Annotated in this window: 30 protein-coding genes and 3 pseudogenes; 30 read left to right on the forward strand and 3 right to left on the reverse strand. The window is 46.9% G+C overall.

Translation table 11 applies throughout. The annotated features are described in order from the left end of the window. A pseudogene (locus Q0Z69_RS13340) lies at window positions 1–227 on the reverse strand (IS481 family transposase); the annotation flags it as partial. A 285-nt stretch (window positions 228–512) separates the two neighbouring features. Here Q0Z69_RS13340 and Q0Z69_RS13345 point away from each other — a divergent pair. The 4 genes from Q0Z69_RS13345 (at window position 513) to Q0Z69_RS13360 (ending at window position 4,191) form a co-directional block, all read left to right on the forward strand. After that, window positions 513–1,271 (forward strand): CpsB/CapC family capsule biosynthesis tyrosine phosphatase, encoded by a 759-nt coding sequence (locus Q0Z69_RS13345; RefSeq protein ID WP_298034536.1) that lies wholly within the window; start codon window positions 513–515, stop codon window positions 1,269–1,271. Between the two features lie 25 nt (window positions 1,272–1,296). Next, the gene (locus Q0Z69_RS13350) at window positions 1,297–2,043 is read left to right on the forward strand and encodes a YveK family protein (RefSeq protein ID WP_298034538.1); all 747 of its coding nucleotides are present in this window, start codon (window positions 1,297–1,299) and stop codon (window positions 2,041–2,043) included. Between the two features lie 15 nt (window positions 2,044–2,058). Further along, the gene (locus Q0Z69_RS13355; RefSeq protein WP_298034541.1) at window positions 2,059–2,781 is read left to right on the forward strand and encodes a CpsD/CapB family tyrosine-protein kinase; all 723 of its coding nucleotides are present in this window, start codon (window positions 2,059–2,061) and stop codon (window positions 2,779–2,781) included. 207 nt (window positions 2,782–2,988) lie between these two features. Further along, entirely contained in the window at window positions 2,989–4,191 is a 1,203-nt protein-coding gene (locus Q0Z69_RS13360) for an LCP family protein (RefSeq protein ID WP_298034543.1), read from the forward strand. Between the two features lie 41 nt (window positions 4,192–4,232). Here Q0Z69_RS13360 and Q0Z69_RS13365 read toward each other — a convergent pair whose 3' ends face one another. Continuing rightward, entirely contained in the window at window positions 4,233–4,526 is a 294-nt protein-coding gene (locus Q0Z69_RS13365) for a helix-turn-helix domain-containing protein (protein WP_298034547.1), read from the reverse strand. Between the two features lie 390 nt (window positions 4,527–4,916). Between Q0Z69_RS13365 and Q0Z69_RS13370 the strand changes: the two genes are divergently transcribed. The 26 genes and pseudogenes from Q0Z69_RS13370 (at window position 4,917) to Q0Z69_RS13490 (ending at window position 25,693) form a co-directional block, all read left to right on the forward strand. Then, window positions 4,917–5,186 carry a sugar transferase gene (locus Q0Z69_RS13370; RefSeq protein WP_298034550.1) on the forward strand — a complete coding sequence of 90 codons (270 nt, stop codon included), beginning with the start codon at window positions 4,917–4,919 and terminating at the stop codon, window positions 5,184–5,186. A gap of 124 nt (window positions 5,187–5,310) precedes the next feature. Continuing rightward, window positions 5,311–6,003, forward strand: coding sequence for a sugar transferase (locus tag Q0Z69_RS13375; RefSeq protein ID WP_298034553.1), 693 nt, complete (start codon window positions 5,311–5,313; stop codon window positions 6,001–6,003). 1 nt (window position 6,004) lies between these two features. Then, window positions 6,005–7,147 carry a glycosyltransferase family 4 protein gene (locus tag Q0Z69_RS13380; protein ID WP_298034555.1) on the forward strand — a complete coding sequence of 381 codons (1,143 nt, stop codon included), beginning with the start codon at window positions 6,005–6,007 and terminating at the stop codon, window positions 7,145–7,147. 21 nt (window positions 7,148–7,168) lie between these two features. Then, window positions 7,169–8,344, forward strand: coding sequence for a radical SAM protein (locus Q0Z69_RS13385; protein WP_298034558.1), 1,176 nt, complete (start codon window positions 7,169–7,171; stop codon window positions 8,342–8,344). A gap of 97 nt (window positions 8,345–8,441) precedes the next feature. Further along, on the forward strand, window positions 8,442–9,284 hold the full coding sequence (locus tag Q0Z69_RS13390) for a 6-hydroxymethylpterin diphosphokinase MptE-like protein (protein ID WP_298034560.1): 843 nt from the start codon (window positions 8,442–8,444) through the stop codon (window positions 9,282–9,284). Window position 9,285: 1 nt separating this feature from the next. After that, complete coding sequence (locus Q0Z69_RS13395; protein ID WP_298034562.1) at window positions 9,286–10,059, forward strand: 3-deoxy-manno-octulosonate cytidylyltransferase; 774 nt, start codon at window positions 9,286–9,288, stop codon at window positions 10,057–10,059. 28 nt (window positions 10,060–10,087) lie between these two features. Continuing rightward, window positions 10,088–11,710 carry a hypothetical protein gene (locus tag Q0Z69_RS13400; RefSeq protein WP_298034564.1) on the forward strand — a complete coding sequence of 541 codons (1,623 nt, stop codon included), beginning with the start codon at window positions 10,088–10,090 and terminating at the stop codon, window positions 11,708–11,710. Further along, window positions 11,694–12,347 carry an HAD family hydrolase gene (locus Q0Z69_RS13405; protein ID WP_298034567.1) on the forward strand — a complete coding sequence of 218 codons (654 nt, stop codon included), beginning with the start codon at window positions 11,694–11,696 and terminating at the stop codon, window positions 12,345–12,347. Before Q0Z69_RS13400 ends, Q0Z69_RS13405 begins: the two co-directional genes overlap by 17 nt. Before the next feature lie 33 nt (window positions 12,348–12,380). Continuing rightward, window positions 12,381–13,262, forward strand: a complete 882-nt coding sequence (locus Q0Z69_RS13410) for a phosphorylcholine transferase LicD (RefSeq protein WP_298034571.1) — start codon at window positions 12,381–12,383, stop codon at window positions 13,260–13,262. Between the two features lie 70 nt (window positions 13,263–13,332). Continuing rightward, on the forward strand, window positions 13,333–14,217 hold the full coding sequence (locus tag Q0Z69_RS13415; RefSeq protein WP_298034574.1) for a phosphorylcholine transferase LicD: 885 nt from the start codon (window positions 13,333–13,335) through the stop codon (window positions 14,215–14,217). A 143-nt stretch (window positions 14,218–14,360) separates the two neighbouring features. Further along, a pseudogene (locus tag Q0Z69_RS13420) lies at window positions 14,361–14,456 on the forward strand (2-C-methyl-D-erythritol 4-phosphate cytidylyltransferase); the annotation flags it as partial. Window positions 14,457–14,487: 31 nt separating this feature from the next. Beyond that, a complete protein-coding gene (locus tag Q0Z69_RS13425; protein WP_298034577.1) occupies window positions 14,488–15,201 on the forward strand; it encodes a 2-C-methyl-D-erythritol 4-phosphate cytidylyltransferase in 714 nt (237 codons plus the stop codon). A 52-nt stretch (window positions 15,202–15,253) separates the two neighbouring features. Beyond that, a complete protein-coding gene (locus Q0Z69_RS13430; protein WP_298034579.1) occupies window positions 15,254–16,255 on the forward strand; it encodes an NAD-dependent epimerase/dehydratase family protein in 1,002 nt (333 codons plus the stop codon). Between the two features lie 199 nt (window positions 16,256–16,454). After that, window positions 16,455–16,658 (forward strand): annotated as a pseudogene (locus Q0Z69_RS16915) (class II aldolase/adducin family protein); the annotation flags it as partial. An 82-nt stretch (window positions 16,659–16,740) separates the two neighbouring features. Then, window positions 16,741–17,982 (forward strand): glycosyltransferase family 9 protein, encoded by a 1,242-nt coding sequence (locus Q0Z69_RS13440; protein ID WP_298034583.1) that lies wholly within the window; start codon window positions 16,741–16,743, stop codon window positions 17,980–17,982. Window positions 17,983–17,999: 17 nt separating this feature from the next. Beyond that, window positions 18,000–19,259 carry an O-antigen ligase gene (locus tag Q0Z69_RS13445; protein ID WP_298034586.1) on the forward strand — a complete coding sequence of 420 codons (1,260 nt, stop codon included), beginning with the start codon at window positions 18,000–18,002 and terminating at the stop codon, window positions 19,257–19,259. 42 nt (window positions 19,260–19,301) lie between these two features. Further along, window positions 19,302–20,738, forward strand: coding sequence for an O-unit flippase-like protein (wzx, locus tag Q0Z69_RS13450; RefSeq protein ID WP_298034588.1), 1,437 nt, complete (start codon window positions 19,302–19,304; stop codon window positions 20,736–20,738). Beyond that, window positions 20,728–22,221: a D-glycero-beta-D-manno-heptose-7-phosphate kinase gene (gene rfaE1 / locus Q0Z69_RS13455; protein WP_298034591.1), complete on the forward strand. Its 1,494-nt coding sequence runs from the start codon at window positions 20,728–20,730 to the stop codon at window positions 22,219–22,221. The genes wzx and rfaE1 overlap by 11 nt, the downstream gene beginning before the upstream one ends. 20 nt (window positions 22,222–22,241) lie before the next feature. Then, on the forward strand, window positions 22,242–22,820 hold the full coding sequence (locus Q0Z69_RS13460; protein WP_298034593.1) for an SIS domain-containing protein: 579 nt from the start codon (window positions 22,242–22,244) through the stop codon (window positions 22,818–22,820). Next, on the forward strand, window positions 22,817–23,272 hold the full coding sequence (locus Q0Z69_RS13465; protein WP_298034596.1) for an HAD family hydrolase: 456 nt from the start codon (window positions 22,817–22,819) through the stop codon (window positions 23,270–23,272). Before Q0Z69_RS13460 ends, Q0Z69_RS13465 begins: the two co-directional genes overlap by 4 nt. Window positions 23,273–23,484: 212 nt before the next feature. After that, complete coding sequence (locus tag Q0Z69_RS16920; RefSeq protein WP_367272317.1) at window positions 23,485–23,799, forward strand: 2-C-methyl-D-erythritol 4-phosphate cytidylyltransferase; 315 nt, start codon at window positions 23,485–23,487, stop codon at window positions 23,797–23,799. A 166-nt stretch (window positions 23,800–23,965) separates the two neighbouring features. Continuing rightward, the gene (locus Q0Z69_RS13470) at window positions 23,966–24,088 is read left to right on the forward strand and encodes a hypothetical protein (protein WP_298034599.1); all 123 of its coding nucleotides are present in this window, start codon (window positions 23,966–23,968) and stop codon (window positions 24,086–24,088) included. Then, window positions 24,081–24,476 carry a hypothetical protein gene (locus Q0Z69_RS13475; protein WP_298034602.1) on the forward strand — a complete coding sequence of 132 codons (396 nt, stop codon included), beginning with the start codon at window positions 24,081–24,083 and terminating at the stop codon, window positions 24,474–24,476. The genes Q0Z69_RS13470 and Q0Z69_RS13475 overlap by 8 nt, the downstream gene beginning before the upstream one ends. After that, window positions 24,463–24,690, forward strand: coding sequence for a DUF4316 domain-containing protein (locus tag Q0Z69_RS13480; RefSeq protein ID WP_298034611.1), 228 nt, complete (start codon window positions 24,463–24,465; stop codon window positions 24,688–24,690). Before Q0Z69_RS13475 ends, Q0Z69_RS13480 begins: the two co-directional genes overlap by 14 nt. 300 nt (window positions 24,691–24,990) lie before the next feature. After that, window positions 24,991–25,455, forward strand: a complete 465-nt coding sequence (locus tag Q0Z69_RS13485; protein ID WP_298034605.1) for a helix-turn-helix domain-containing protein — start codon at window positions 24,991–24,993, stop codon at window positions 25,453–25,455. A gap of 67 nt (window positions 25,456–25,522) precedes the next feature. Then, complete coding sequence (locus tag Q0Z69_RS13490) at window positions 25,523–25,693, forward strand: hypothetical protein (RefSeq protein ID WP_298034607.1); 171 nt, start codon at window positions 25,523–25,525, stop codon at window positions 25,691–25,693. Between the two features lie 21 nt (window positions 25,694–25,714). Here the strand turns inward: Q0Z69_RS13490 and Q0Z69_RS13495 are convergent. Then, window positions 25,715–25,900, reverse strand: a 186-nt coding sequence (locus tag Q0Z69_RS13495) for a hypothetical protein (RefSeq protein WP_298034609.1), incomplete at its 5' end; no start/stop codon positions are given.

The raw sequence follows: 25,900 nt of genomic DNA on the forward strand, positions 1-25,900 counted from the left end.
CGCTTGATGAGTGCGATGTCCTCGGGCGTATGCTCGTTGGGATGGTGATGCGGACGTCTGGACTGGCAGGCGAGAGAATCGACCGTGCCGTCCCAGCGTTTGAGCCAGAAGTAGATGTAGGAGGGGGCACGGTTGTACTTCCGGCTGGCCTTGCTGACGCCAAATTTTTTTGCATACTGCATTAGGGATTGCCTATACCGCATGTCTTGTGTTATACTGTTACTCATGAAGGGATCGACCTCCTTTGGGTGCGTTGCGGTGTGATAACTCAATGATATCCGATTTGGCCGGTTCCTTCTTCTCTTTTTTGTGAACATTGTTCCTTCGCTGTCCAATATGTATTGTAGCACTACAGGCATTCGGAAACAAAAAGTGAAAAAAGTCTTGCAAAGGCCCGGAGAATATGGTATCATGTCATTGTTTGCGAGCATCCGGCTTTTTGCGCAGAATCTGGGGAACACTAGGATCCTCCGCAAAAAACGGATCCTCCATTTGAAAGCGAGGGGAAGAATGTGGCCTTCGGGCGAAGGAACAGGGAAGGGCCGCTGTCCGTGGTGGATATGCACTGCCATATTCTCCCGGGCCTGGACGACGGCTCTCGGGATCTGACGGAAACGGTGGAGATGTTGGAGATTGCCGCCTCGGAAGGGATTCGGGAGATGGTCGTAACGCCTCATTTCAACAGCTCCGGCAGGAGCGCACCTCCCGAAAAGGTGCTTTACACCATGGAGCGGGTGCAGGCGGTTGCCCAGCGGGAGAATATCCCCATTCAGCTGTATCCGGGCAACGAGGTCTATTTTTTTGAGGAGCTGCCCCGTTTCCTGCGGGAAAACCGGGTGATGACCCTCAATCGCAGCCGGCATGTGCTCATCGAGTTCTCGCCCTCCGCGATGTTCCAGACCATACGCAACGCCATGGATTCGGTGCTGGGGACCGGGTTTGTCCCGGTGCTGGCCCATGTGGAGCGGTACGAGTGTATGGTGGGCGATGCGGAGAACGCCGAATTTCTGTGGGATATGGGCGTAGAGCTGCAGGTGAACGCCGCCAGTGTAGTGGGCAAGACTGGGGCTTCCGCCAAAAAGCTGACCCACAGCCTCTTAAAGGACGGGCTGGTCAGCTACGTGGCCACAGACGCCCACAGCAGCGGACACCGGGCGCCGGAAATGGAAAAATGTCTGGAATTGTTGCTTAAGAAATACAGTTCAAACTATGTTTCCCAGATCCTTCGCGAAAACGCGGTGCGGGCCTTCGGGCTTGCCGCGCGCGGGTAGTCGGAAACCGAAAGGAAAGAAATCTGTGGACAAGACGAACGACGTAATCGAGATCGATGTACTGGAACTGCTGATGTACTATTTGCGCCGCTGGTATATTTTCGTCCTGGCGGCGGTGGGCACGCTGGTGGCGGGTATGGCCATCTGCATTTTTTTAATCACCCCAAAATATGAATCGACTACAAAAATCATCATCCTGAATCAGCAGAACAGCGGCTCCCTGACCTACAGCGATATGCAGCTGGCCAGTCAGCTCACCAAGGACTATGAGGAGCTGATCGGCAGCCGGGACGTGCTGGAGCAGGTCATTACGGAATGCGGGCTGGAGGACAGCTATGAGACCCTCCTGAACAGGATCACCATCCAGAACGTGACGGACACCCGGATCATCAAGATCACCGTGGAAGATCCTTCTCCTGCGGCGGCGCAGACCATCGCCAACAGCATCCGGGAGACGGCGGCGGAACACATCCGCTCCGTGACGGATGTGGAAGCGGTCAACATGGTGGAGACCGCCAACTTCCCGCTGGAGCAGTCCTCGCCCTCTTTGAAGATGTGGGCGGTGCTCTCCGCGGCAGTGGGCTTCCTGATCGTGCTGATCGTGCTCACCGTGCGCTATGTGGTGGACGACACCATCAAGACCTCTGAGGATGTGGAAAAGTATCTGGGGCTGTCCACGCTGGCGCTGATCCCTCTGATCAACAGCGGAGACGGGAAGGACTCGAAAAAGAAGAAACGCAAGAAGGCCAAAAAGACGCAGCACGCGGGCTAACGGGGAGAGATATTTATGCAGACAGTGAATATACGTGCCAACCGTATGCCTTATCAGGTACAGGAGGCATTTAAGACGCTCCGCTCCAACGTGGAGTTTTCCGGGAACGATATGCGGGCTATCTGTGTGACCAGCGCCCTGCCCAACGACGGCAAGAGCACCGTCAGCTTTGAGCTGGCCTGCGCTTTTGCGGAGAGCGGGCGAAGCACACTGCTCATCGACGCGGACCTGCGGAAGTCCGTGATGCGGCGGAATATCGCCGGCGGCGTGGAATTTGGCCTGACCCACTTCCTCATCGGAAAGGCCCAGTTTGATGAAGCGGTGTGCGAAACAAACGTGAGAGGGCTGCACATCCTGTTCGCGGGACAGTTCCCGCCCAACCCCAGCGAGCTGTTGGGGAGCAAGCGGTTCCAGTCTCTGGTCGCCCAGGCCAGGAAAGCCTACGACGTGGTGATTATTGACACGCCCCCGGTGGGCTCGGTGATCGACGCGGCGGTGGTTTCCCGTACATGTGACGGCGTGGTACTGGTATTGAGGGATCGCACCATCAGCTACCGGCTGGCCCAGCAGATCCAGACCCAGCTGAATCAGGCGGGGGCGAAGATTCTGGGCGTTGTGCTCAACGGTGTGGATCTTTCTTCCAACCGCTACTATGGGCACTATTACGGCAAGTACTATGGCTCCTATTACGGGAACTACGGGAAAAAGTCGTCATCCGAGGGAAGCGGGAACCGATAGGTGGAGCCACCTTTGGAGAGCAAAAAGAGGCCATCCCTTTGGGGACGGCCGTGGATCGCTGGAAGCGTTGCCGAATGAGAGGCGTCTCGGTAGCCGGGGCGCCTCTGTTTCTTTGCCTGATGTGTCGAAACGCCTCGATTTTTGCGGGGCGGCGGAATAAAATTACAAGGGAGACAGGGTCTCCACGGACTGGAAAGGAGCGGCACTATGCCGAATCAGCAGAACAATCAAACGACGGGGCAACCCAATTTGGAAAGCCATTCCACCCAAACGCACGAGCATCACCACCACCACCATCACCATCGGAACAAAGTTGTCCGCAGGGTGGTCATCGTGCTTTGCGTGCTGCTGGGGATCGCGGCCATTGCGGCTGCCAGCGGGTATATGGTCTTCCACCACTATTACAGCCTGATGGATCACGGGACGGAGGACGAAGCAGTCACCTCCTCCCAGGCCTTTGTCCCTATGGCGCCCGAAGAAGTGAGCGCCGCAGAAGATGAAAACGACAACGAGGTGTCGGTGGCGCCGGCCACGGAGGAGGAAGTCAACAAGATCGAGGACGACCTCCGCAAGAATCTGGAGGAGATGGAGACGGCCTCCGACCTGTATTCCACCGACGCCTTTAATATCCTGCTCATCGGCGTGGATTCCCGGGCCAACGAGTTTTCCGGCCGTTCGGACGCCATGATCCTGGTGAGCATCAACAAGACCACCAAGAAAGTGGTCATGACTTCCTTTCTGCGGGATATTTACTGCTCCATTCCCGGCTATGAGAACACCCGGCTGAACCACTCCTATGCCTACGGCGGCACGGAGCTCCTGACCGCGACCATCAAGGCCAACTTTGGCATTACCGTGGACCGCTGCCTGGTGGTGAACTTCTACCTGGTGATGGACCTGGTGGACGCGGTGGGCGGTATCGATCTGGACCTCACGGCGGATGAGATCGGGTACATGAACAGCTATATCAACAGCCACAACCGGCTGCTGGGGAATCCCAGCGGCACGGACATCATCCCGGTGCAGGATGTGGAGAATCTGCACGTCAATGGCAATCAGGCCCTGGCCTACGCCCGGGTGCGGTATGTGGGGACGGATTTTGCCAGAACCGGCCGGCAGCGGACCGTGATCACCAAGGTGCTGGAGAAGATCAAGAAGATGAGCCTGGGCTCCATCAATAACCTGGCCACGGAATTCCTGCCCAGGGTGAGCACCGACCTGACCGAGGGCGACTGCGCCACCCTGTTGTTGATGGCGTTGTCCTTGGGCGACTATCAGATCGAAAACCTCACCGTGCCGGTGGACGGCACCTGGCAGTACGCGAATATCCGTGGGATGTCTGTGATCTCTGTGGATTTTGGGGCCAACGCCCGGGCGTGGCACGCCGCAGTGGAGGGCTCCGCCGACTGAATCCCCAAAAAAGGCTCTCGCCATCCGAGGATGGGGGAGCCTTATTGCTTGTTCTTTTTCCGCAGGGTCTCGACGGTGACCAGCAGAAAGCGCACATCCTCCTCGGTGAGATCGGACACATCCAGCACCTTTGCATGCTCCACGCCCAGCAGGTAGTCGGTGGTAGTATGGAAAATCTGCGCCAGTTTGATGAGCACGTCCGGCGATGGGGTGCGCTCCTGCAATTCGTAGTAGCTCACCACCGATTTCGTGACGTTCAGCCGCCGGGCCAATTCCGTTTGGGTCATGCCCGATTCCGTCCGTAGCGCCCGCAGCTTGTTCCCAAAGTTGACCATATTTACACCTCAGTTCTAATTTAGTTTACAAGATTCCTGTAAGATTTGAGTCGATAACAGTATCAATACAGTTGACAAATGGCAGAAAAGAGTGTAAACTGTATCCGTCACGTGGGGAAGAGGAGGAAGGCGGATTTGCGCACCATGAGCAAGTATTTCATAAAAATCCACCGCGCATACACGCCATAAATTCCGAAAATACAGCCAGAAAAGCCCAGCATGCTGTATCTTTCTTGGGTATAAACGCGAAATGCAGGATTTCCCAGCGAGAAATTTATAGAAAAGTGTTGCAATTGGGGTGGATGGATGGTATAATACTTCCGTTTAATTGTGTGTCCCCTACAAGCTGCAGGACGAGAAAATCGGCAGAAGGCAGGAGAGGCACAGTCGATGACCGCGAGCTTGAAACTGGAAGAGCGCGTGTGGAACGTGCTTTTTTCCCGGATCGTCGGTGTGATTTTGCTCAGCCCCACCTGCCTGATTATCCCGGCCATCGAGCTGAAGCGCCCGGGCGATCCGTCCTGCATACAGGAGCGGATCGGGAAAAACGGAAAAACGATTTCAATTTTAAAACTTCGTACCATGCGTAAAGGTGCAGATCATCTAGAACAGATGGGAATGCCTGAGTGCATGGCGGAGAAGACCAAATTGGCGGTATAAATCCCAAAAATACGCGGGGGGGGGGTACAATGTTTTGCCACCTTCCCGCGTGGCGTACTGGATAGCGATTGTGAGAATATATGGCAAAACGCAAAGTTCTTATTATTTAGGAGTGAGCAAAGTCATGGTGAGAGAGCAGACTGTGGAGGGCACGGCGTCGGCAGAGATTCCATTTGATGCAGTCCATGAGGTGGAGAGCGTACAGAAGCAGATCGTTGTGGGGCGGAAGCTGGGGTATGCGTTTGTGAAGCGTGCGTTTGATCTTCTTGTTTCTATCATTTGCCTAACCGTCGGTCTGCCGGTTTACCTGATCATGATCCTCGCCATTGTGATCGACGATCCGGGGAATCCCTTCTACATCCAGAAGCGGATCGGACTTCGCGGGAGGGAGTTCAATATGGTGAAGCTGCGGACGATGTACCGCGATGCGGACAAGCACAAGGCCGAGCTGAAAAACGAATGTGTGAGCGACGTCCATTTCAAGATGAAAAACGATCCCCGCATCACGCGAGTGGGCAGATTCCTGCGCGCGACATCACTGGACGAGACGCCCCAGGCGATCAACGTGCTGCTCAATCACATGAGCGTGGTGGGGCCGCGGGCGTTCGTCGCCTCGGAACAGAGCCAACTGCCAAACGACAGATTGCAAGTGAAGCCGGGATTGACGTGTTATTGGCAGATCACGGACACGACGCAGATGAGCTACGAGGATCAGCTGGAGCTCGATTATCAGTACATACGCGAGCGCGGCGTTTGGACGGATATCAAGCTGATCGGGAAGACAGTTAGGGCAGTGTTTAAGGGTGGGAATTACTGAGATGAGCATATCGGGCAATAAAATGAACATTGCGATGCTCGGACACAAAAGAATACCATCACGTGAGGGCGGAATCGAAGTTGTTGTTGAAGAATTGAGCACTCGGATGGCTCGCCTTGGCTACAATGTTACTTGCTACAACCGGCGCGGACACCATGTCAGCGGAAAAGAACACGATGGCGAAAAACTGAAAGAATATAAAGGAGTGCGTCTGAAAAGCATTTTCACGATCAACAGAAAAGGCCTGGCAGCGATGACATCTTCGTTCTCAGGTGCAGTTTGTTCTGCGTTTGGGAAATATGATGTGGTGCATTTTCACGCCGAGGGGCCCGCATTCATGTGCTGGTTGCCTAAAATATTCAGAAAACGAATTATCGTGACAGTCCATGGCCTCGACCACCAGCGTGCCAAGTGGGGACGACTTGCAAGCTGGTACATCATGCAGGGCGAGAAAAACGCAGTGAAATACGCTGATGAAATCATTGTTCTTAGCAGAAATGTCCAGCAGTATTTCAAAGACACATACGGTAGAGAAACTGTTTACATTCCTAACGGAGTCAATAGCAAGCCGATACGTCCTGCGGATCAGATCAAGGAAAAATGGGGCTTGGAGAAGGATCGTTATATCTTGTTTCTCGGAAGAGTTGTTCCTGAAAAGGGTGCTCATTACCTGATTAAAGCGTTCAAGGAAATAAAGACAGATAAGTGCCTTGTGATTGCCGGCGGCAGTTCTGATACGAATGGTTATATGGACGAGATAAAGGCTCTGGCAAAAGGCGATGACAGGATCCTGTTTACGGGATTTGTCCAGGGTCGGCTGAAGCACGAGCTTTACAGCAACGCATATGTTTATGTTTTGCCGAGTGATCTGGAGGGTATGCCGCTGAGTCTGCTGGAAGCCATGAGTTACGGCAACTGCTGCCTGACAAGTGACATTGACGAGTGTACGGAGGTAGTCGGAGATAAGGCGGTCGCATTTAGAAAAGGCGAAGTGGATGACTTAAGAGATAGGCTACAAGACTTAATCAAGGAAAGTAAGACGGTTGCAGAGTATAAGGGAACTGCGGCTGAGTACATACTTGAAAAGTATAACTGGGATGATGTAGTCGAGAAGACATTAGCATTATATAAAACGTGTCGTTAAATCTAACAGTAGGAGATCAATATGGCTGAAAAGAAACTGAACGGTACGGTCATCGTTACCTACCGCTGCAACGCACGGTGCACGATGTGCAACAGATACAAGGCTCCGTCGAAGCCGGATGAAGAGATCAGCATCGAAACTATCCGTAAGCTGCCACCGATGTATTTCACAAATATTACCGGAGGTGAGCCGTTCATACGCACTGACCTGAAAGACATCGTGCGCGAGCTTTACAAAAAGTCCGACCGCATTGTCATTTCTACTAATGGGTACTTCACCGACCGTATCGTTGATCTGGCAAAAGAGTTCCCCCAGATCGGCATCCGCATTTCTATCGAGGGTCTGGAGCAGACCAACAACGAGATCCGGGGCTTAGAGAACGGTTATCAGCGCGGATATCAGACACTTAAGACACTGCGCGAGATGGGTATGAAAGACGTCGGATTTGGGATGACGGTGCAGGACAAGAACGCCCCTGACTTGGTGCCGCTGTATGACATCTCGGACGAGATGGGCATGGAATTTGCCACCGCTTCACTGCACAACAGTTTCTATTTTGTGGAAGCCAAGAACATTATTCACGACCGTCCGATGGTGGCTCAGAACTTTGAAAACCTCATCAATAAGCTCTTGAAAAGTAACAGCCCGAAGAAGTGGTTCAGAGCCTACTTTAATCACGGGTTGATTAACTATATCTACGGGCAGCCGAGGCTTCTCCCCTGCGATATGAGCTTTGATACCTTCTTCATCGACCCTTATGGCGACGTGATGCCTTGCAACGGGACAAAAGATAAGGAAGTAATGGGTAACTTGAACACGCAGACTTGGGACGAGCTTTGGAACAGTCCGGAGGCGGAAAAGGTGAGAGCTAAGGTTCGTCACTGTGACCGCCAGTGTTGGATGATCGGCTCAGTGAGCCCGGCTATGCACAAATACATTTGGAAGCCGGCTTGGTGGGTTGTTAAGCACAAGGTCAAGAGCCTGTTCATGAGCAAGCCGTACAGTATGTATGAGAACAAAATATGTTGCCAGTACAGAGATGGGAAAGTTACGAAGGAACAGTTGGATAAGTGCAGCACCTGTGATTTGAGAGCGGTAATAAATAACGGTCTGAGCGCTGCAAGCCAAGAACAGTTGAAGGATAAGACAGGTGAAGAAATCGTGGATGCGGATATAGCTCGGCAGATGAAAAATTAAGGAATTAAGGCAATACCTAAAAGACAGACTACGTAGGCTGCTGGAGTAGGTTTATGAAAAGTATCAATAACGAATTTACAAATTGGAGGATCGACACATGGATATCGCCGAACTGCAAGATTACTATGACAAAAAAGTGAGAAAACGTATTATAAAGGCGCCATTTATGAATGTAATCAGGCTTGCCAGACTTTGTATGTTTCAATTTACAGAGGATCACAGACGTTTAAAGAAATTAAGAGGAAAATACGAGGGTCAGCGTTGTTTTATTGTGGGGAATGGTCCCAGCCTTACCATTGAGGATCTTGAAAAAATAAAGGGCGAGCACTGTTTTGGATTCAATCGAATCTACGAAACTTTCGATAAAACCGCTTGGAGACCAGAGTTTTATATGGTTTTAGACAATGACGTGATGTGCAATGTTGCAAAAAACCTGGAAAAGGTCGAAGCGAAAATTAAACTACTTAACATTATGGCGAAGGCTAAGGGTGTAAAGCGGGATGATAATACAATTTTTTTCTGTTCTTTTGGCTTGTACAGAGTCAAGGAGTATGCGTATAAAAAGAAGAGGATAAGCACGGATATATCGAGATATTTCTCCCTTAATTTTTCTGTAGCCTGCGGGGCGATAGAAGCAGCGATATATATGGGATTTAAGAAAATTGTATTAATCGGGTTCGATAACAATTTTTCACGATATGTGGATGAGAATGGAAAGATACATACACAAGATATTGCTGATTATAGTTTAATGTCAATGCCAGATTATATTCAGTATTCACATGTGGATGCTTCGAATTCATGTTTTGCTGCCTATCGAACATATGCGGAAAGTAACGGTATAGAAATTCTGAATGCAACCCGGGGCGGTAAGCTGGAAGTGTTCGAACGTGTGGATTTCGACGAATTGATGGCGAAAACTAATTTGGAGGAAAATTGATATGAAAGTTGTTGGGATTATTGCCTCGCGTTATGGTTCATCCAGACTGCCTGGCAAAGCACTCAAGGATATTTGTGGCAGACCTATGGTTTGGTGGGTTTATCAGCAAGTTGCTAAATCTACAGCGTTAGATGAAATATATGTTGCCACAGATGATGCAAGAGTAGAAGGTGTATGCAAATCATTTGATATACCTGTCATCATGACAAAAGATACACATCGCGAAGCGGCCGATAGATTACAGGAGGTTTCTGAGAAAATCTTTGCAGACTTTTATATCCAAATTAATGGCGATGAACCACTGCTCAATCCCAAATATGTAGAGGCGGCGATTCCCGAAACTGTTCCACAGGATGTGGAATACGGAACGAACCTCATTACGAAAATGAAAAACCCTGTCGAGGTTATGGATTCGTCAAATATCAAGGTTGTTTATGACCAAGACTTTTATGCTACATATTTTTCCAGGACTCCAATCCCGTTTCCTTATAGAAGTATTGAGTTTGATTACTATAAGCATATTGGTATTATCGGGTATAACAAGAAAATGCTGGATTTTTATGCACAGAACGGTCCGGGAAGATTTGAGATAATAGAGGGAATCGCTACGTTGCGGTTTACTGATTATGGGAAGAAGCTTCTGTGTATAGAGGTCGATGATTCTGAAAGTTTGTCCGTGGACACTCAGATGGATCTTGACCATGTCCGAAAGATTATCCGGGAAAAGCTGGACAGCGGAGAGTTGGATGAAATAAAGGAGCTGCTGCACAAATAAGAAATAATTTTACGGGAGGTAGATAAACATGATCAAACTGTTAGATTGCACATTAAGGGAAGCTCCCGTCGAGAATTTTTTCATCGGAGAAAAGTTTATGAAAGAATTCGTTTATCGATGCGAAAAAGTTGGAATAGATGTTATTGAATGTGGTTTTCTAAAGGACGTTGACCATGTTCCAGGCAGCAATTGTTTTCGCACAGTGGAGCAGATACGTGAATATATCCCGAACAAAAAGGTTGGCATTACTTATGTGGCGCTGATGGATTATGGGCGCTATAGCTTAGAAAATCTTTCCGAGTATGATGGAACATCCGTTGACGGAATCCGAATTTGCTTTAAGTATGGGCAGCAGAAAGAGGCAATTGAGACCGGAAAACAGATAAAGGCAAAGGGATACAAGGTTTTTATTCAGCATGTTGATACACTTGCCTACACAGATATTGAAATCATCAATTTTATTGATCAGGTAAACGAATTGAAACCCGAGTCATATGCCATTGTTGACACATTTGGATCAATGTACGCTGATGATATGATAAGACTGAGTATGCTGATCAATCACCACCTTGACAAGGATATAACACTTGGATTTCACCCACATAATAATCTGCTTTTGGCAAACTCCAATATTCAAGAATTTATCTCCCGGTATGCAGGAAAACGGGAGATCATGGTCGACGCGTCCGTTCTTGGCTGCGGGAGAGGCGCAGGCAATGCGAACACCGAACTTGTGACGGAATTTTTGAACAAAAAATACAATCGAAACTATGATTTGAACGAACTGCTGGATCTTGTTGACAGATTGATGCCGAAGCTCCAAGAACATTGCAGTTGGGGATATAGTATTCCTTATTTTCTTTCTGGGATACACGGGGCACATGTTTATAACGCCAATTTCCTTTTGAGGAGGCACAATATCCCGTCAAAGGATTTGAGGGCAATTATTGAAAAGCTTGACGGAAGACAAAAAAAAGCGTATGACTACGCTCTTCTGGAAAGACTCTATGTCGAACATTTTGATTATCCCATCGAGGATAGAGAGGCAAAAATGGTTCTAAAAAAACAGTTTGAAGGACGAAAGATACTGCTTCTTGCACCCGGAATGACATTAAAAACAGAAAGAGATAAAATTAATGAATTCATTGAAACGGAGCATCCCCTTGTCATCGGCATCAACAATAAGATTTCTATTATAAAGCTCGATTACATCTTTTTCAGCAGTAGAAACAGATACTCTGAATATTGTTTTGAAAAGCATGAAAGCAATCCGCGTCTTCTGCTGACATCCAATATCATGCAAAGTACAAAAAAGACTGATGAGCTTGTATTCGATTACAAAAAGCTGATCAAGTTTGGTTGGGTCAATATCGACAGTTCTATGATCCTGCTCCTGCGTCTGGTTTTGGAACTTGACTGCAAAGAGGTGTATCTGGCTGGCTTTGACGGATTTACAGCGGATCGCTCGCAAAACTACTATTTGCAAGATTTGGAAACCGGTATGAAGAGAGAAGATCTTCTTTTACTTACCGAGGAAAATAGACAAATGCTGGATGATTTGGAAATGCACTACAGTGATGCCCATATTGCCTTCTTAACGAATAGTCAATATACAAACAAAAAGGGGAAATCCGATGAAAAAGCATTATAACGCAGTCCTGTTCGATCTTGACGGAACGCTTTTAGATACAACTGAGGGCGTGGTCGCAGCTGTGAGAAAGACCATTCTCGACAACGACTTCCCTATGCCGGACGCAGTCGTTCTCAAATCTTTTGTTGGCCCGCCGATGCAAAAGACCATGGGTGAGGTCTTTAACTTGGACAAAGAAATAGCACTGCGTGTTGCAAATGAGTTTCGAGAAAACTATAAAAGTTCACTGTTTCAAGCCAAGTTGTACGACGGTGTTTCGGGACTGCTGCAAAATTTGCAAAAATCCGGATGGAAGATAGCCGTAGCAACCAATAAGAGTCATCAAAATGCCATGAATGTTCTGGAAAGGTTCGGAATACTGCAATATTGCGATTTCGCTCAAGGATCTGATTTGGCAGGGAAACTGAGTAAGAAGGATATTATTGAGAAATGCATACGAGCGCTTGATTGTAACAAGAAAGATGTGGTTTTAATCGGAGACAGTATCTTCGATTTGCAGGGTGCGGAACAGGCCGAAGTAGATTTTGTGGCGGTCACATACGGCTTTGGATTTATACCGGGAGACGAGATTAGCAGTAAAAGGTGTGTTTTTGTTGCAGACGATACGGTTGAATTAATGCAGTGGCTGACCGCATGATGCGACACCATTCATTTATCAGGAGGAATTTAAATGCTTTTTACAGATTTTCAAGACTCGGGAATGCTGAAATCTCTACAGGACATTATGTATATGACTTTATGTGATATAGATGATTTCTGCCTTGCGCAAAAGATCACTTATTATTTGGCTGGAGGAACTTGCTTGGGAGCGGCCAGACATCATGATTTTATACCATGGGATGACGACATGGATCTGATGATGCCACGCGGGGAGTATGACCGATTCTTAGAAGAATTGGATTTATTTGAACAGGCATTTCCGGGAAAATATAAAATCGGATCGCTGAAGAATAACTCTGAATGGAAGCGACCGTTTCTTCGTATTTCGGATACCCGTATAAAAACAACTGCAACTTTGATGGATGATGAAGAAATGGGAGTGTTTGTAGATATCTTTCCAATCGACGGTCTGCCAGAAAAGAAATGGCTGCAATTACTTCTTTATCGCAAGGAATATGTCTTAAGCAAACTGGCATGGTCTGCCATGAGAAAAAAGTATTCGGAAAAAGAAAAGCTCATTGCCATAAAACGCGTGATCGATCCAGTTGTTAAATTTCTACGTCTTAATCCGTGTCGTCTGATGTGTGCTGTTGACAAAACGGCGCGAAAGTATGACTTTGACACCTCAAAATATGTTGGAGTGACTGTTGCTGCTCACTACCATGAAAAAGAAACGCTCCAACGGGAAGACGTCCGGTGTGCAGAATATCTTATGTTCCGTGACCGAAAGTTTCCGGTTATGAACGGGTATAAAACATATCTTCGTAATCTTTATGGAGAAAATTATATGGAAATTCCAAAAGATATATCCGCTGTCTCGCATTCCCATTATGAAGGCGTGACCATCACGTTCCGGGATGAAAACCGGGGGGGGGGAGTACATTCCTCCTAATAAGTAAACTTTTTGACCGCGCAGCATACCGTGTGAACGGTGCTGTCTGCTCTCAGAGGAGGGCTGCGGCATGAGTTTAACCTATGAAGAAATGAAGGATAAACTGGAGAAAATTCATGAGATTACTTTTGAACTCCTTTGCGCCATTGATGATTATTGCCATGAAAACAATATTACTTATTACTTAAGCGGTGGTACATGCTTGGGCGCGGCTCGCCACCAAGGGTTTATTCCATGGGATGGGGACGCCGACATCATGCTTCCGAGAAAAGACTACGAAAAGTTGGTTCAAACTTTCGCCGGAGCATATCCGGGGAAATATGCGGTCGGCGAATTGAACGGATGCGAGGGCTGGCATCGCTCTTTTGCAAAGATATGGGACTTGAAAACAAAGGTGCGATATCGGAACAGACAAGAGGTCACGATGGGTATACATGTTGATGTGTTTCCTGTGGATGGTTTGCCGGATACAAAATGGAAGCAAAAGTTGCTTTACAGGAAAGTAACGGTTCTCAGTAAGGTTCGGGGCTCACTTATTCGCAATCAAATCAATGAAAATGAGAGGCACAAGGTGCTCAAGCGGATCATTGATCCTGTTCTCAAACGCTTATGCCGCAATCCGTTGGGTTCGGCCTGCCGAATCGGGAGGATGATAGAGAAGGGTTCAAAAAAATATGACTTTGACACCTCAAAATATGTGGCAGTCAGTGTGGTCGACCACTATGGAGAGAGAGAAACGCTGCGCCGGGAAGACATGGAACATCCTGTTTATCTAAAGTTTGAAGGCAGGGATATGCCGGTTTTTAACGGCTATAAAAATTATTTACAGAATCTATACGGTTTGGATTATATGAAAATTCCGACTGACGATACCATCAAATACGATACGGTGGATTGGCACTATCTTGAGAGTGTTGATATAGAATTACATAATACAAAAGCAGATGAGAAGTAATTAAAATCTTTGCTTTTCGTCTTAGTTAAGAGATCTAATTTAGCAAAGGAGGGAATATTGCATATGGCAATAGCTTTATTAACCGCCGCAGGCAGCGGTATTCGCATGGACAGGACATTTCGTATACATAGGAGGGTTTCATAATGAACATCGCCTTGATTATCGCCGGAGGCTCAGGTGCGCGGATGCGCCAAGATATTCCAAAGCAGTTTATTCACATTGAGAACAAGCCGACACTTAAATAACTTGTCTTTGCAAAAGGAGAAGAAAATGAGTACTTATGCCTTGTTGACTGCAGCAGGAAATGCTACGCGCATGGGTCAAAATATTCCAAAGCAGTTTATACATATTGATAATAAACCCTTAATAATCCATACAATGGAGGTGTTCCAACGACACCCAAGTGTTGATGCCATACTTGTTGTGACACTTCCCGCATGGATAGAGGTGTTGCGCGCATATGGTCAGCAATTTAATATTACAAAACTTCGCTGGATCGTCGGGGGTGGGAAAACTGGACAAGAGTCTATTCATAATGGGCTGACTTTACTTCAGAAACACTGTTCTGCCGACGATGTGGTGATGATTCATGATGGAAACCGTTGTTTGGTTTCGGATGAAATCATTTCGGATAGTTTGGCAACATTTCATCGGTATGGAAGCGCGGTTGCGGCAATTCCATGCGTAGAAGCTGTTTTTCGCAGCGAAGACGGTATTTCTTCCATGTCACACATTCCACGTGAGAAGCTGATTCGCACCCAGACACCGCATACATATACGCTCAGGAAATTACTATGGGCGCATGGAGAGGCGGCAAAGAGGAATATCACGGAAAGCGTAGCTACATGTACTTTGATGTATGAACTGGGGGAAAGAATCTATTTTTCCAAGGGTTCTGAGGAAAACCTTAAGATTACGACTGTGGATGATATGATGATTTTTAAGGCGCTTCTCCATACAAAGAAAGATGACTGGTTAAAATAAGGGTAAGAAAATGAATTTATTGGATAACTCACTATATCAGGAAGATATAAGAATGGTTGCGAAACTTTCCTTTCCTTGGGAAAAGTTAGCGGACAAGACCGTATTGATTTCCGGTGCAACCGGCATGATAGGCACCTGTCTCATCGACGTACTGATGCAGAAAAACGCTGACGGCCTCAACTGCAAAATTTACGCTCTCGGCAGGAATGCAGAAAAGGCAAAATCTCGGTTTGCATACTGCTATGACAGCAAATATTTCGAATTCATTCCATATGACATAAATATACCTTTAGAGTGCGATCTCGGCAGGGTAGACTATATACTTCACCTTGCCAGCAACACTCATCCCGTTGCATATTCGAACGACCCGATCGAAACCATCACAACGAACATCATCGGCACAAATAATCTGCTTCAATATGCGGTTGAGCATAAAACCGAGCGGTTTCTTTTTGCCTCCTCCGTCGAAATTTACGGCGAAAACCGCGGCGATGTCGAGAAGTTTAATGAAAGCTATCTTGGATATATTGACTGCAATACGCTCAGAGCCGGATACCCGGAAAGCAAACGCTGCGGTGAAGCACTGTGTCAGGCATACAAACAGCAGTATGGTCTTGACGTGGTCATCCCGAGAATTTCAAGAGTCTATGGCCCTACGATGCTGATGAGCGACACAAAGGCTTCGTCTCAGTTTATCCTTAAAGCCGTAGCAGGCGAGGATGTCGTCTTAAAAAGCGCAGGAAATCAGTTTTACTCGTATACATATGTCGCCGACGCTGTATCGGGGTTACTAACGGTTCTATTGAAAGGCGAAAACGGTGAAGCTTATAACATTGCCTCAGACGATATAACTCTGAAAGATTTTGCGAAGCTTTGCGCACAAGCTTCGGGAACAAAGGTTGTGTTCGACATTCCCAATGTTAATGAGGCATCAGGATATTCCACGGCTACAAAAGCTATATTGGACAGGGGGAAACTCCAATCGTTGGGATGGCGCGATGCTTTCGACTTAAAAAGGGGTATTGAAAGAACGTTAACTCTCTTGATGAAATAAAATGATCGACTTAAATCTATTCAGGATAATCGGGTTGCTCCTCTATTTTTAGATTTGCAGAGAACGATTCTGAAAAGAAACTATGAAATTTGAGAAAGTAGGTGACGAGATGCTGGAGGAGTTAAAGGAACAGGTATGCGAGGAAAATATAGAGCTTGTGAGACGCAGCGTGGTTATCTATACATAGGGAAATTTCAGTGGAAATGACTGCGAAAACGAGTTTACTGTGATCAAACCTTCAGGCGTAGATTATGATGGAATGAAGCCGGAGGATATGGTTGTTGTAGATTTGATGACAGACGATACAGTTGAGGGGCAGTACAAGCCTTCTTCGGATACGGCGACCCACTTGGAGATTTACAGAGCCTTATTCGAAAGCATCAAGAGCGCAGTACGTACTTGAGAATTATACTAAGGAAGAATTAAATTAATTTGGGGCTGGAACTTTAAAAGATGTAAGGCAACAGCAAAGGAAAATTAGAAGTATGCTTAAGATTGTGAAGAAGATTAGAAATAAGTTGGGTAAGGGGTTCGCGTTTTTCTACATATGGTGTATTGCGAAAACAAGAACGAAACAGAATATTTCCAATAATAAAATAGCGGTAATTTTCAACGGGCACATTGGCGATGCGATATTGGGACATCAGGCGCTGAACGCTCTGGCAGATTATTATGTTAGTATTGGCAAGGATGTTTATCTGCTCTGTGAAAAATCTCTGTGGGACGTGCTCCGGTTATGTGAACCAAAACCGAAGGTCTCGTTTATTGATCTGTCCGGTCTCAATACACCGGATAAGGGTTTCTCGGAAATTAAGCGGCTTAGCGACTCTGTAAAGAAGCTTGAGTTTGAAAAATCAATCGTTATTCCAAATAGAAATCTGCCTACTCATTATATTGCCGCTTGCATTTCTGACAATGAGAAATGGGGCTTTCTTGATATTACGATGCCTACTGCTCTTAACTTGCGCATCAAGCAAAAGGTATTATATAAATTTTATACAGATTATGTAACAGTTTCGCCCGATATTCCGTATACAGAAAGCATACGCGATGTGTTGATGAAATTGGGTGTGCCCTATTATAAAACAAAAATATCTTACCTGCCCAAACAGGGCGAGTGTAAATTCATGGATAGAAAGAAGTATATTACTGTTGCCGTGGACTCCATGGCTACTGCGAGACGTTGGTGCGCTGAATATTTTATTGATTTGATTCAGCGGCTGATCAACAGTTATTCGTATGATATTGTTTTGACCGGCAGAACTGTTCCGACATCGGATAATGAAAAGTATCGGGCAGCCTTTGCATCGTGCAGTAAGGTAAAAAATCTTATAGGAAAAACCGGATTTATGGAATTCATCGAACTGATCCGCGGCGCGGAATTTCATATCGGCATAGACAGCGGCTCGATCCATGTGGCAGCGTCGGTTGGCACACAAGCATTTTGCCTGACAGGGGTATGGGATGGGAATAGGCTATTTCCCTACCGTGTTGAAGAGCCTGCCGATAATACGGCAGATCCGATTTGTATTTACAGAAAAGATACAGACATCGATCAATTATTTTGCAGAAACTGCACTGCCTGTCGAGGTGGATATGGGATCAACAATCAGGAGTGCTATATGCTATGTAAATCAGGTCGGCCCTGCCTTTGCCTGTCCAAAATTACACCTGACGACGTGATGGCGGCGATTAATCACGCACGGGAAGCAGGAGTGATACAATAGGAGAAAAGAGGATGCTTATGAGCGCACAACGAAAAGTAATGATCCGTGCCAGGATTGATGCTGATACGCTCCATATGACTGTGCTGTTTCTTTTATTTGTGCCGATTATGGAGCCGGAGGGAATAAAAGCAATCTTCCCTTTTCTTGGCAACTTAATATGGGGCTTTTACATTAGAACCTTTGCTGCAGGCATCATCAGTATAGTTTTTTTGTTCGTCACAATCAAAAGGAGAAGAATCGATATGCCGATCGTATGTATTCTCTTTTATGTTGTGGCAAGCGCTATGATTTCAATAATTAAGCTTCATTCCTTAGAGGGCTGGTTTTCCAGGTATCTTTGTATCATATGCGCTGCTTTTTTGGTGGCGATTTATCAGCCGAACCTATCCAGATTGATTAGAGTCGTAACTATATATCTGAAGATCCTGATCATCATCAATTTTGTTTTGGTGATGTTGTATCCAAACGGCATATATGCAAGCAATGCATATGAACACTATAACTGGCTGCTGGGATACAAAAGCTCGTTACAATACTATGTTTTACCTGCGATTACATTTTCCTGGATCGATGCTGTGTACAGCCGCAAAAAATTAAAAATTACTAATTTCTATATTTTCTTTGGCTTGTGCATTGCCGAAGCAGCGCTGAGCAGAAATGCTATGCTTTTGATCGGTCTATCGTTAGAAGCAATTTGTATTGTAATGCGTGTGGAAAAGCGAACAGCGTTGCTTAATGGCGCTACCTATTTTCTTATCAGCTTTATGCTTAATGTCGTAATACTGTTTTTTGCTCAGATCATGCTGAATGTGCAATTTATAAGACTGATACTGATACGCTTAGGCAAAAATATGACATTTACGGGGCGCAACAATATCATCTGGCCAAATGCAATAGAAGCCATAAAAAAATTTCCGGTTTTTGGATATGGCGTACTGACATCATCAGAAAATATTCGGATGCTTGGCAGAGGACGCCTCGGGGTGTCACATGCTCATAACCATATTTTGCAGATTATATTGGATGGGGGCTTTTTCCTTTTTGCTATCTATTTAGTTTTCGTAGTCATTGTTGTTTACAGGATGATGCGTTATAAACATCTTCGGAGTACTCAGATTCTCGGTATGTCCATTTTTGTACTTTTAGTAATGTCCACAGTGGAAATTTTTACAAGAAATTCCGGAACCGGCGTATGGATGCTGTTCATTTTATGTGCAATGACAAAAGACTTGGATTCCCAGCTCAACAAAGCGTTTCCCCCGCCCGCCGCAGGCTGAACAAGATGAAAATGCACAATAATGAATCGGAGGATTGCGTCTGTGTCTGTTAGGTTAAATTCCAAGGATTATATCTGGAGCTATATCGGCGTGTTCGTGTCGGTAGGTTCCGGAGCTGTTATGTTGCCGTTCGTACTGCATTATCTCAGCGAGGATATGTACGGTCTTTGGGGCGTATTCCAAAGCATAGCCGCGATAACCGCTCTGTTCGATTTTGGGTTCAGCACTACATTTGCAAGAAACATAAACTATTGTTGGTGCGGCGCTTCGGAGCTTAAAAAGACAGGCGTCGTTTTCTCTGAAAACAGCGAGCCGAATTTCCCGCTTATGAAACGTGTTTTGACCGCATGTCGATATGTCTTTTTGTTGCTTTCCGGCATAGCGCTGCTTTGTATGGCGCTGCCCGGCAGCATATACATCGGCTATGTATGCCGAGATATAGCGGGTTGGGAACCGATGACGGCATGGGCTTTTTATGCGTTCGCCGTCTTTCTGAACCTGTATTACGGTTATTTTAATTCGTTTTTGCGAGGCGTGGGTGCTGTTTCGGACGCCAATCGGGTAACTGTCATCTCCCGGTTGGCACAAATCGTACTTACGATCGCTCTTTTGGCATGCGGATTCGGTATTGTCGGAACAGGTATCGCATATCTCGCTTACGGTTTTATTTATCGTATATTGAGCAAACGCGCGTTCCTCAGATTTCGCGGCATAGGTAGTTCTCTCGATGCGGTCGCGGACAAGCCCGAACGCAGAGAGTTGGTCGAGACTTTTCGAGTCGTGTGGCACAATGCAGGCAAGGAAGGCCTCGTAACTTTGGCGAACTATCTTGCAAATCAGGCTTGTACGATAATAAGCCCGCTTTATATGACGCTTGCCGAAACCGGCATATATTCTCTTGCGGTGCAGCTGGCGACTGTCCTTTCGAATGTTTCGGGTGCTCTTTACAGTGCTAATCAACCGGTTCTTCAGTCGGCATACGTCTCAAACGACAAGGCTCTTACGCGCAGAACGATGTCGCTTATAGTCGTATCGTATGTTTTGCTGTATATCGTCGGGCTTTTGGCGATTGTTACCGTCGGACTGCCATTGCTTCGGCTCATAAAGCCTGCGACGACGCCGAACGTTGCGGTTATGCTCGGTGTGGGGCTGTATCAGTTTTTGCTCAAATTCAGGAATTGCTATACATCGTATTTTTCATGCACGAATCGTATCCCGTATGCCAAAGCGTTTCTCATCTCTTCAGGGCTCGGCGTTGCATTGGCAGCGATGCTGCTTTTTCTCGGTTGGGGTGTTTGGGGGCTGATATTGGCGCAAATTGTCAGTCAGTGCATGTTCAACGTATGGTATTGGCCAAGGAAAGCGCATCGGGAAATGGAGTTGTCCGTTGCGGACACTGTTCGGTATGGCTTTGAAGAATGTCAACAGGTAATAAAAAATATTTTTAAAGGAGTCGCAGGTAGAGAAGATGTTGAATAAAAGAGTCCTTGTGATCGGAGACGCAATGCTCGATACATATGTCCATGGAGAAGTGACCCGCATATCCCCGGAAGCTCCGATTCCGGTTGTATGCCCTCAGAAGAAAGAATATCGAATGGGCGGGGCGGCAAATGTTGCCTGTAACGCCGCCGTGATGGGAGCGAATGTTTCTGCCGTATTTTTATTGGGGCATGACGCGGAATCTGAAATCATATCTGACAAGCTGCGTACGTTAGAAATCGATATCTCTCTGCTCTGCCGGGACGCGGCGCAGCATACAATTCAGAAAATCCGCATTATCGGGAAAGGACAGCAGCTTCTGCGTATTGATCTTCACGACCGTTATACGCTTACGTCGGAAACGGAAAAACGTATCTTAGAACAAATCGTCGGCGTTCTGGACGAACAGGATGTCGTCGTGATCAGTGACTACGGAAAAGGACTATGCACGGCGTCGCTTTGTAGGGCAGTCATACAGGCGTGCCGGCAGAAGGAAAGAACAGTGATTGTCGACCCCAAAGGCAACGATTGGGAAAAGTATCGGGGAGCGACGGTGATCACGCCGAATATGAATGAGATCAATCAGTACTACGGGACGACAGTTGCGAATGAAGATGACAGCATTGAACGAGAATTTCACAATCTTCCCAATGAACTTGGCATCGGATACCTTTTGATCACGCGCTCGGAATGCGGGATGAGCCTGCTCGGCCATGACAAGGTTGTCCATTTTCCGACCCTTGCGCAGGAGGTCTGCGACGTTTCCGGCGCCGGAGATACGGTGGTAGCGGCTCTGGCTGCGGTCCTTTCCGAAAACCGCGAGAATGTGTTACGCGCCGTGCAGATCTCGAATATGGCAGCGGGAATAGCGGTGGGGAAACATGGCACCGCTTTGGTCAGTCGACAGGAGATCGAGCATTATCAGGCGCTGTGTGAAGGCAAGCGGAATGTGTTTGCCTTGCAGGATTACGACGAATTGATGAACGTTGTGCAAAAGTGGCGCGGCGCGGGCAATCGAATCGTTACGGCAAACGGATGCTTTGATATCCTTCACATCGGGCATATTAAACTTTTGGAAGCGGCGCGGACTATGGGCGATAGGTTGATTGTAGCCATCAACTCAGATAGTTCCGTCAGGCGGCTTAAAGGAAAAGACCGGCCGATCAATCCGGAAATGGCAAGAGCGCAGCTTTTGTCCAAGCTGCGGATGGTGGACGCCGTTGTAATTTTTGACGCAGACGTCACGCCTTATGTCCTTTCTGAGCAGGAACGTGAACGTCTGTCGCCGAAAGCGCTGGCGAGCGCATCCGAAGCGCCTATGGCACTGATGTCCATGCTGCGCCCGGATATCCATGTCAAAGGCGGCGACTATCAAGCTGAGGACGTGCCGGAGGCTTTATTTGCCCATGAGCTGCGGCTGTTTCCTGTCATAGAAGGCTATTCCACCACAAACACCATATCTCATTTACGAGAAATGCAATAATAAAGGAGCATGAAACAAGGATGCAGGTACAGGATAAGATCAAAAAAGAACTGAAGGACTCCATTGCGGCGAAGGAAGCACTGGTGCGCGATCCTGTCGCTTTGCAAACGATTTCCAACATCGCAGAGAGCATGGTCGGAGCATTACGAGAGGGAGGAAAGATACTGATCTGCGGAAACGGTGGTTCTGCCAGCGACGCTCTGCATATTTCCGGAGAGATTGTAGGGAGATTCCAGAAGGAGAGAAAAGCGTATTCAGCCATTGCACTGAATGCGGATGTGGCTACCATGACGGCGATTGCAAACGATTACGGTTATGGTTCTGTCTTTTCCAGGCAGGTTGAGGGATTAGCGACAGACAAGGATATTCTGATTGGTATTTCTACCAGCGGAAACTCCGACAATATCATCCGCGCCTTTAAAAAGATGCATGAGATTGGCGGAAAAACGGTTTTATTCAGCGGACGCGACGGCGGGAAACTGAAGACTATGGCAGATCTTGCTCTTGTTGTTCCGTGCGATGTAACCGCACATATTCAGGAAGCGCACGAATGCGTTTACCATATTCTCTGCGGTTTGGTGGAGGATATGTTATCGTGAGCGAAAAACGTAAAGCCGCTTTTTTTGACCGAGACGGTACGATCTGCGAGGACATCGGATATGCGCATGATCCCAAAGACATACACTTTATTGCAGGAATGCCGGAAATAATACGGGAATATAACAAAGCGGGATATCTGGTAATTGTGATTACCAACCAATCCGGAATTGCAAGAGGGTTCTTTACGGATCAACAGATGCAGCTTTTCCACGAGGTCATGAACCAACGGCTGGAAAAAGAGTATGGCGCGCATATTGATGCTTTCTATTTCTGCCCGCATTTACCTGAGATAACAGGCGAGTGCGAATGCCGGAAGCCAAAGCCAGGGATGTTTCTGAAAGCAATATCAGAATATAATATCGACCCGAAACAATCCGTTTCATATGGGGATTCAGATAGGGACGAAATTGCATCCCGTGCTGCCGGCATCGAACGGTTCTTTCTTGTTTGACGATATGCAAATCCTGCCCACCGGAAAAACGCGAAAGGCATTGGCGTCGTAAGCCTGGTTTTTCCGCAATAGAGACGGAACACCCAAGCAGTTTCTGACTGTATACGAGAAACCGATTATCGCTTATACAATGGAGAATGTCGAATGGGTTTCAGACATCGACGAATGATTCCGCACAGTGTTTTTGAGGAATCTATTGAACTGCTGCATCAATTTGCAGTCTAGTAACGGTTGAACCCTGCTATAACAGTATGTTCATTTCCTATGACGGTAAAGTCATAAAGGATATAACAGACAGAAATATCTTATACTGTGGTCGAACGCCTGAATGCAGCAAACTATCAACTCTTTTAGAAGTGTATGAACAAGCAGAGAGGGATGCTTTGGGCGATCAAGCTGCGGCTGTCCTGTTTTTGCATTATAATAAAAAGGTCGGTGCAATAAGAGGTCCATCGAAATGTTTTAAGATAACGACTGCGGATGATATCGAAATGTTTAAGGCGATCGTGACGCAGAAAAACAAATGACCTTTGTTCGAACGACACGCATTATGCGAATCGCATAAAAGCTTGGTATGGTGCAAAAGAGATCGGAACAAGCGTCGTGTTTTGTGATCCTTCTGACGTGTAGAAAAAGTTACAAGTTACAATTTGAAAATGAAATGCAATAAAACAATGCATGGAACTACATCTCATGGAAGAAAAAGAGAAGATTGTAAATAAGGAAACCACAGGAACAAAATCTTTGATGATAGAAACGGGCAAGAGAAAGAAAAAAGTGGATCATCGTCCTCGTCAGCGTCGTTCTTGTGTTTGATGCCCTATCCGGAACAGACTACGGCGTGTTCCACCACTATTTCATCCTGCTGGGGAGACTGGATATCCCAGATCCGGATTTTCAATACGAACTCATTGAAAATCTGCAGGACGAAGACGAAATCGTACCGTCCGTACCGCCGGCTTCGGAGGATGATATTAAAAATCTGGAGGACGAGCTGCAGAAAAATCTGGAGCAAATGGAGACAAAATTCGATCTGTATAGGATGGACGCCTTCAATATCCTTCTGATCAGTGTGGATTCGAGAAGTGATTCCATGTCCGGACGGCACGGAATCTATGATTGGGAGCGAAAAGCAGCTTTTGCTCCACGCGGAAAAGGACGGCTTGTTCGGCGTCAAAAAAGAAAATTGGATGAAGTATCTTGAAAACGGGGAATATCTGCGTTCAATGGAGATCAGCACCGAGCAGAATTACGATATGATCGACGACAGGCGCAACAATATGGAGCCGGAGAAAAAAGAAAAGTTGGTCAGAGGCAAGGAATCCCTGCTTGACAGACTGAAAGAAAAACAGCAGCTTCTGAACGCGAACGGACAGAAAAAGTACAGGGAGAAGCGCGCCGAGCGCGATCTACCGTAAACGAATCCTGGGACAGGACAATGCCTAAAGGCAAAGTCCTGTCCACGTTTTGCTGGCGCTTTAGCGACAAAGAAACCCCCAGTTGAACTGGGGGTAGTAAAAAACTTTAGTATATGGCAGAGAAAACCTCCTGTGTTAAGATAGTGGGTTTGGCAACCATCAATAAAACACAGGAGGTTTTGTCATGCCAGATGACATCAAGAGCTTATCACACAGCAATTGGCGTTGCAAGTATCACGTGGTATTACCAATAGTAATCTCAATCACACAGGGGTTTACGTCTATTCCAAGGGCAAAATAATGATCCACTTGACCTTTGATTACCGTAATGATGAAAAATGCCAGACCCCTGGTGAGTATTTGAGATACCATAGAACGCTCCAAGGGAAAACGACACGAGAGGTAGCTGAAAAGGTGGGGATTGTCCCCGCAACACTGGTACTGTACGAAAACGATAAGCACCCCATAAAACACAAAACCGCTGTTGCCCTGGCCGATGAATTGAATATTGACTTGCAGCGGCTGCTGGACACCTACACTGCTTTTGTGAATTATCCGTGCGGGGCATTCCTGAGAGAAGTCCGCAAGGAGCTAAAACTGCCGCAGGCAGCAATCGCACGGGATATAGGTATATCTCAAACTGCCTATTCCGGCTGGGAACGTGGCGTCAGAGTACCGCGTCGGCAGGAATATCCGCGTATTATTGCCGGTCTGAAAAAACACGGGGTAGATGTTGAACGTCAGATACATAAAGGTATCGCGTAAATCAGGTTTGTACGTTTGTTCTTTGCCTTTCTTCCATATATAATGGAGATATAAGGAGGCGGAGAACATGAGGAAGAAAAGATACCTGTATTTGAACGACACCGAGAGCAGCGTTATTTTGCAAAGCCTGATTCGGTTGAAAAATTCTCTGATCCGGCAAGGCGGATATACAGACTGCGTGGACGAACTAATTTTGAAGCTGATGGATGCGCCCACCAAACGAGTGAAAACTACATAACGACCATTTGACGAAAGCCGTTTATTCTGTAATGGGATAAGCGGCTTTTTTCGTTTCCGTACATAGCCGTCGCGTCGCCACAAGCTGCATATCATTCGCTTCCGTGTAAACACGAAAGCTCATTCCTTCCGCTGCGGCTCCTTTTCCCAAAAAGTCTGACGACTTTTCGGGAGCCCTGTTGTGACGCGGGCGGCTAAATTTATATGG

This window comes from uncultured Dysosmobacter sp. (assembly GCF_947631165.1).
In the GTDB taxonomy this organism is placed as follows: Bacteria; Bacillota; Clostridia; order Oscillospirales; family Oscillospiraceae; genus Oscillibacter.

Coding starts and splice junctions, on each gene's coding strand:
- Q0Z69_RS13355 (WP_298034541.1), top strand. CDS start 2,059: ATGCAGACAGTGAATATACGTGCCAACCGTATGCCTTATCAGGTACAG.
- Q0Z69_RS13360 (WP_298034543.1), top strand. CDS start 2,989: ATGCCGAATCAGCAGAACAATCAAACGACGGGGCAACCCAATTTGGAA.
- Q0Z69_RS13365 (WP_298034547.1), bottom strand. CDS start 4,526: ATGGTCAACTTTGGGAACAAGCTGCGGGCGCTACGGACGGAATCGGGC.
- Q0Z69_RS13370 (WP_298034550.1), top strand. CDS start 4,917: ATGACCGCGAGCTTGAAACTGGAAGAGCGCGTGTGGAACGTGCTTTTT.
- Q0Z69_RS13375 (WP_298034553.1), top strand. CDS start 5,311: ATGGTGAGAGAGCAGACTGTGGAGGGCACGGCGTCGGCAGAGATTCCA.
- Q0Z69_RS13380 (WP_298034555.1), top strand. CDS start 6,005: ATGAGCATATCGGGCAATAAAATGAACATTGCGATGCTCGGACACAAA.
- Q0Z69_RS13385 (WP_298034558.1), top strand. CDS start 7,169: ATGGCTGAAAAGAAACTGAACGGTACGGTCATCGTTACCTACCGCTGC.
- Q0Z69_RS13390 (WP_298034560.1), top strand. CDS start 8,442: ATGGATATCGCCGAACTGCAAGATTACTATGACAAAAAAGTGAGAAAA.
- Q0Z69_RS13395 (WP_298034562.1), top strand. CDS start 9,286: ATGAAAGTTGTTGGGATTATTGCCTCGCGTTATGGTTCATCCAGACTG.
- Q0Z69_RS13400 (WP_298034564.1), top strand. CDS start 10,088: ATGATCAAACTGTTAGATTGCACATTAAGGGAAGCTCCCGTCGAGAAT.
- Q0Z69_RS13405 (WP_298034567.1), top strand. CDS start 11,694: ATGAAAAAGCATTATAACGCAGTCCTGTTCGATCTTGACGGAACGCTT.
- Q0Z69_RS13410 (WP_298034571.1), top strand. CDS start 12,381: ATGCTTTTTACAGATTTTCAAGACTCGGGAATGCTGAAATCTCTACAG.
- Q0Z69_RS13415 (WP_298034574.1), top strand. CDS start 13,333: ATGAGTTTAACCTATGAAGAAATGAAGGATAAACTGGAGAAAATTCAT.
- Q0Z69_RS13425 (WP_298034577.1), top strand. CDS start 14,488: ATGAGTACTTATGCCTTGTTGACTGCAGCAGGAAATGCTACGCGCATG.
- Q0Z69_RS13430 (WP_298034579.1), top strand. CDS start 15,254: ATGGTTGCGAAACTTTCCTTTCCTTGGGAAAAGTTAGCGGACAAGACC.
- Q0Z69_RS13440 (WP_298034583.1), top strand. CDS start 16,741: ATGCTTAAGATTGTGAAGAAGATTAGAAATAAGTTGGGTAAGGGGTTC.
- Q0Z69_RS13445 (WP_298034586.1), top strand. CDS start 18,000: ATGAGCGCACAACGAAAAGTAATGATCCGTGCCAGGATTGATGCTGAT.
- rfaE1 (WP_298034591.1), top strand. CDS start 20,728: ATGTTGAATAAAAGAGTCCTTGTGATCGGAGACGCAATGCTCGATACA.
- Q0Z69_RS13460 (WP_298034593.1), top strand. CDS start 22,242: ATGCAGGTACAGGATAAGATCAAAAAAGAACTGAAGGACTCCATTGCG.
- Q0Z69_RS13470 (WP_298034599.1), top strand. CDS start 23,966: ATGGAAGAAAAAGAGAAGATTGTAAATAAGGAAACCACAGGAACAAAA.
- Q0Z69_RS13480 (WP_298034611.1), top strand. CDS start 24,463: ATGAAGTATCTTGAAAACGGGGAATATCTGCGTTCAATGGAGATCAGC.
- Q0Z69_RS13485 (WP_298034605.1), top strand. CDS start 24,991: ATGATCCACTTGACCTTTGATTACCGTAATGATGAAAAATGCCAGACC.
- Q0Z69_RS13490 (WP_298034607.1), top strand. CDS start 25,523: ATGAGGAAGAAAAGATACCTGTATTTGAACGACACCGAGAGCAGCGTT.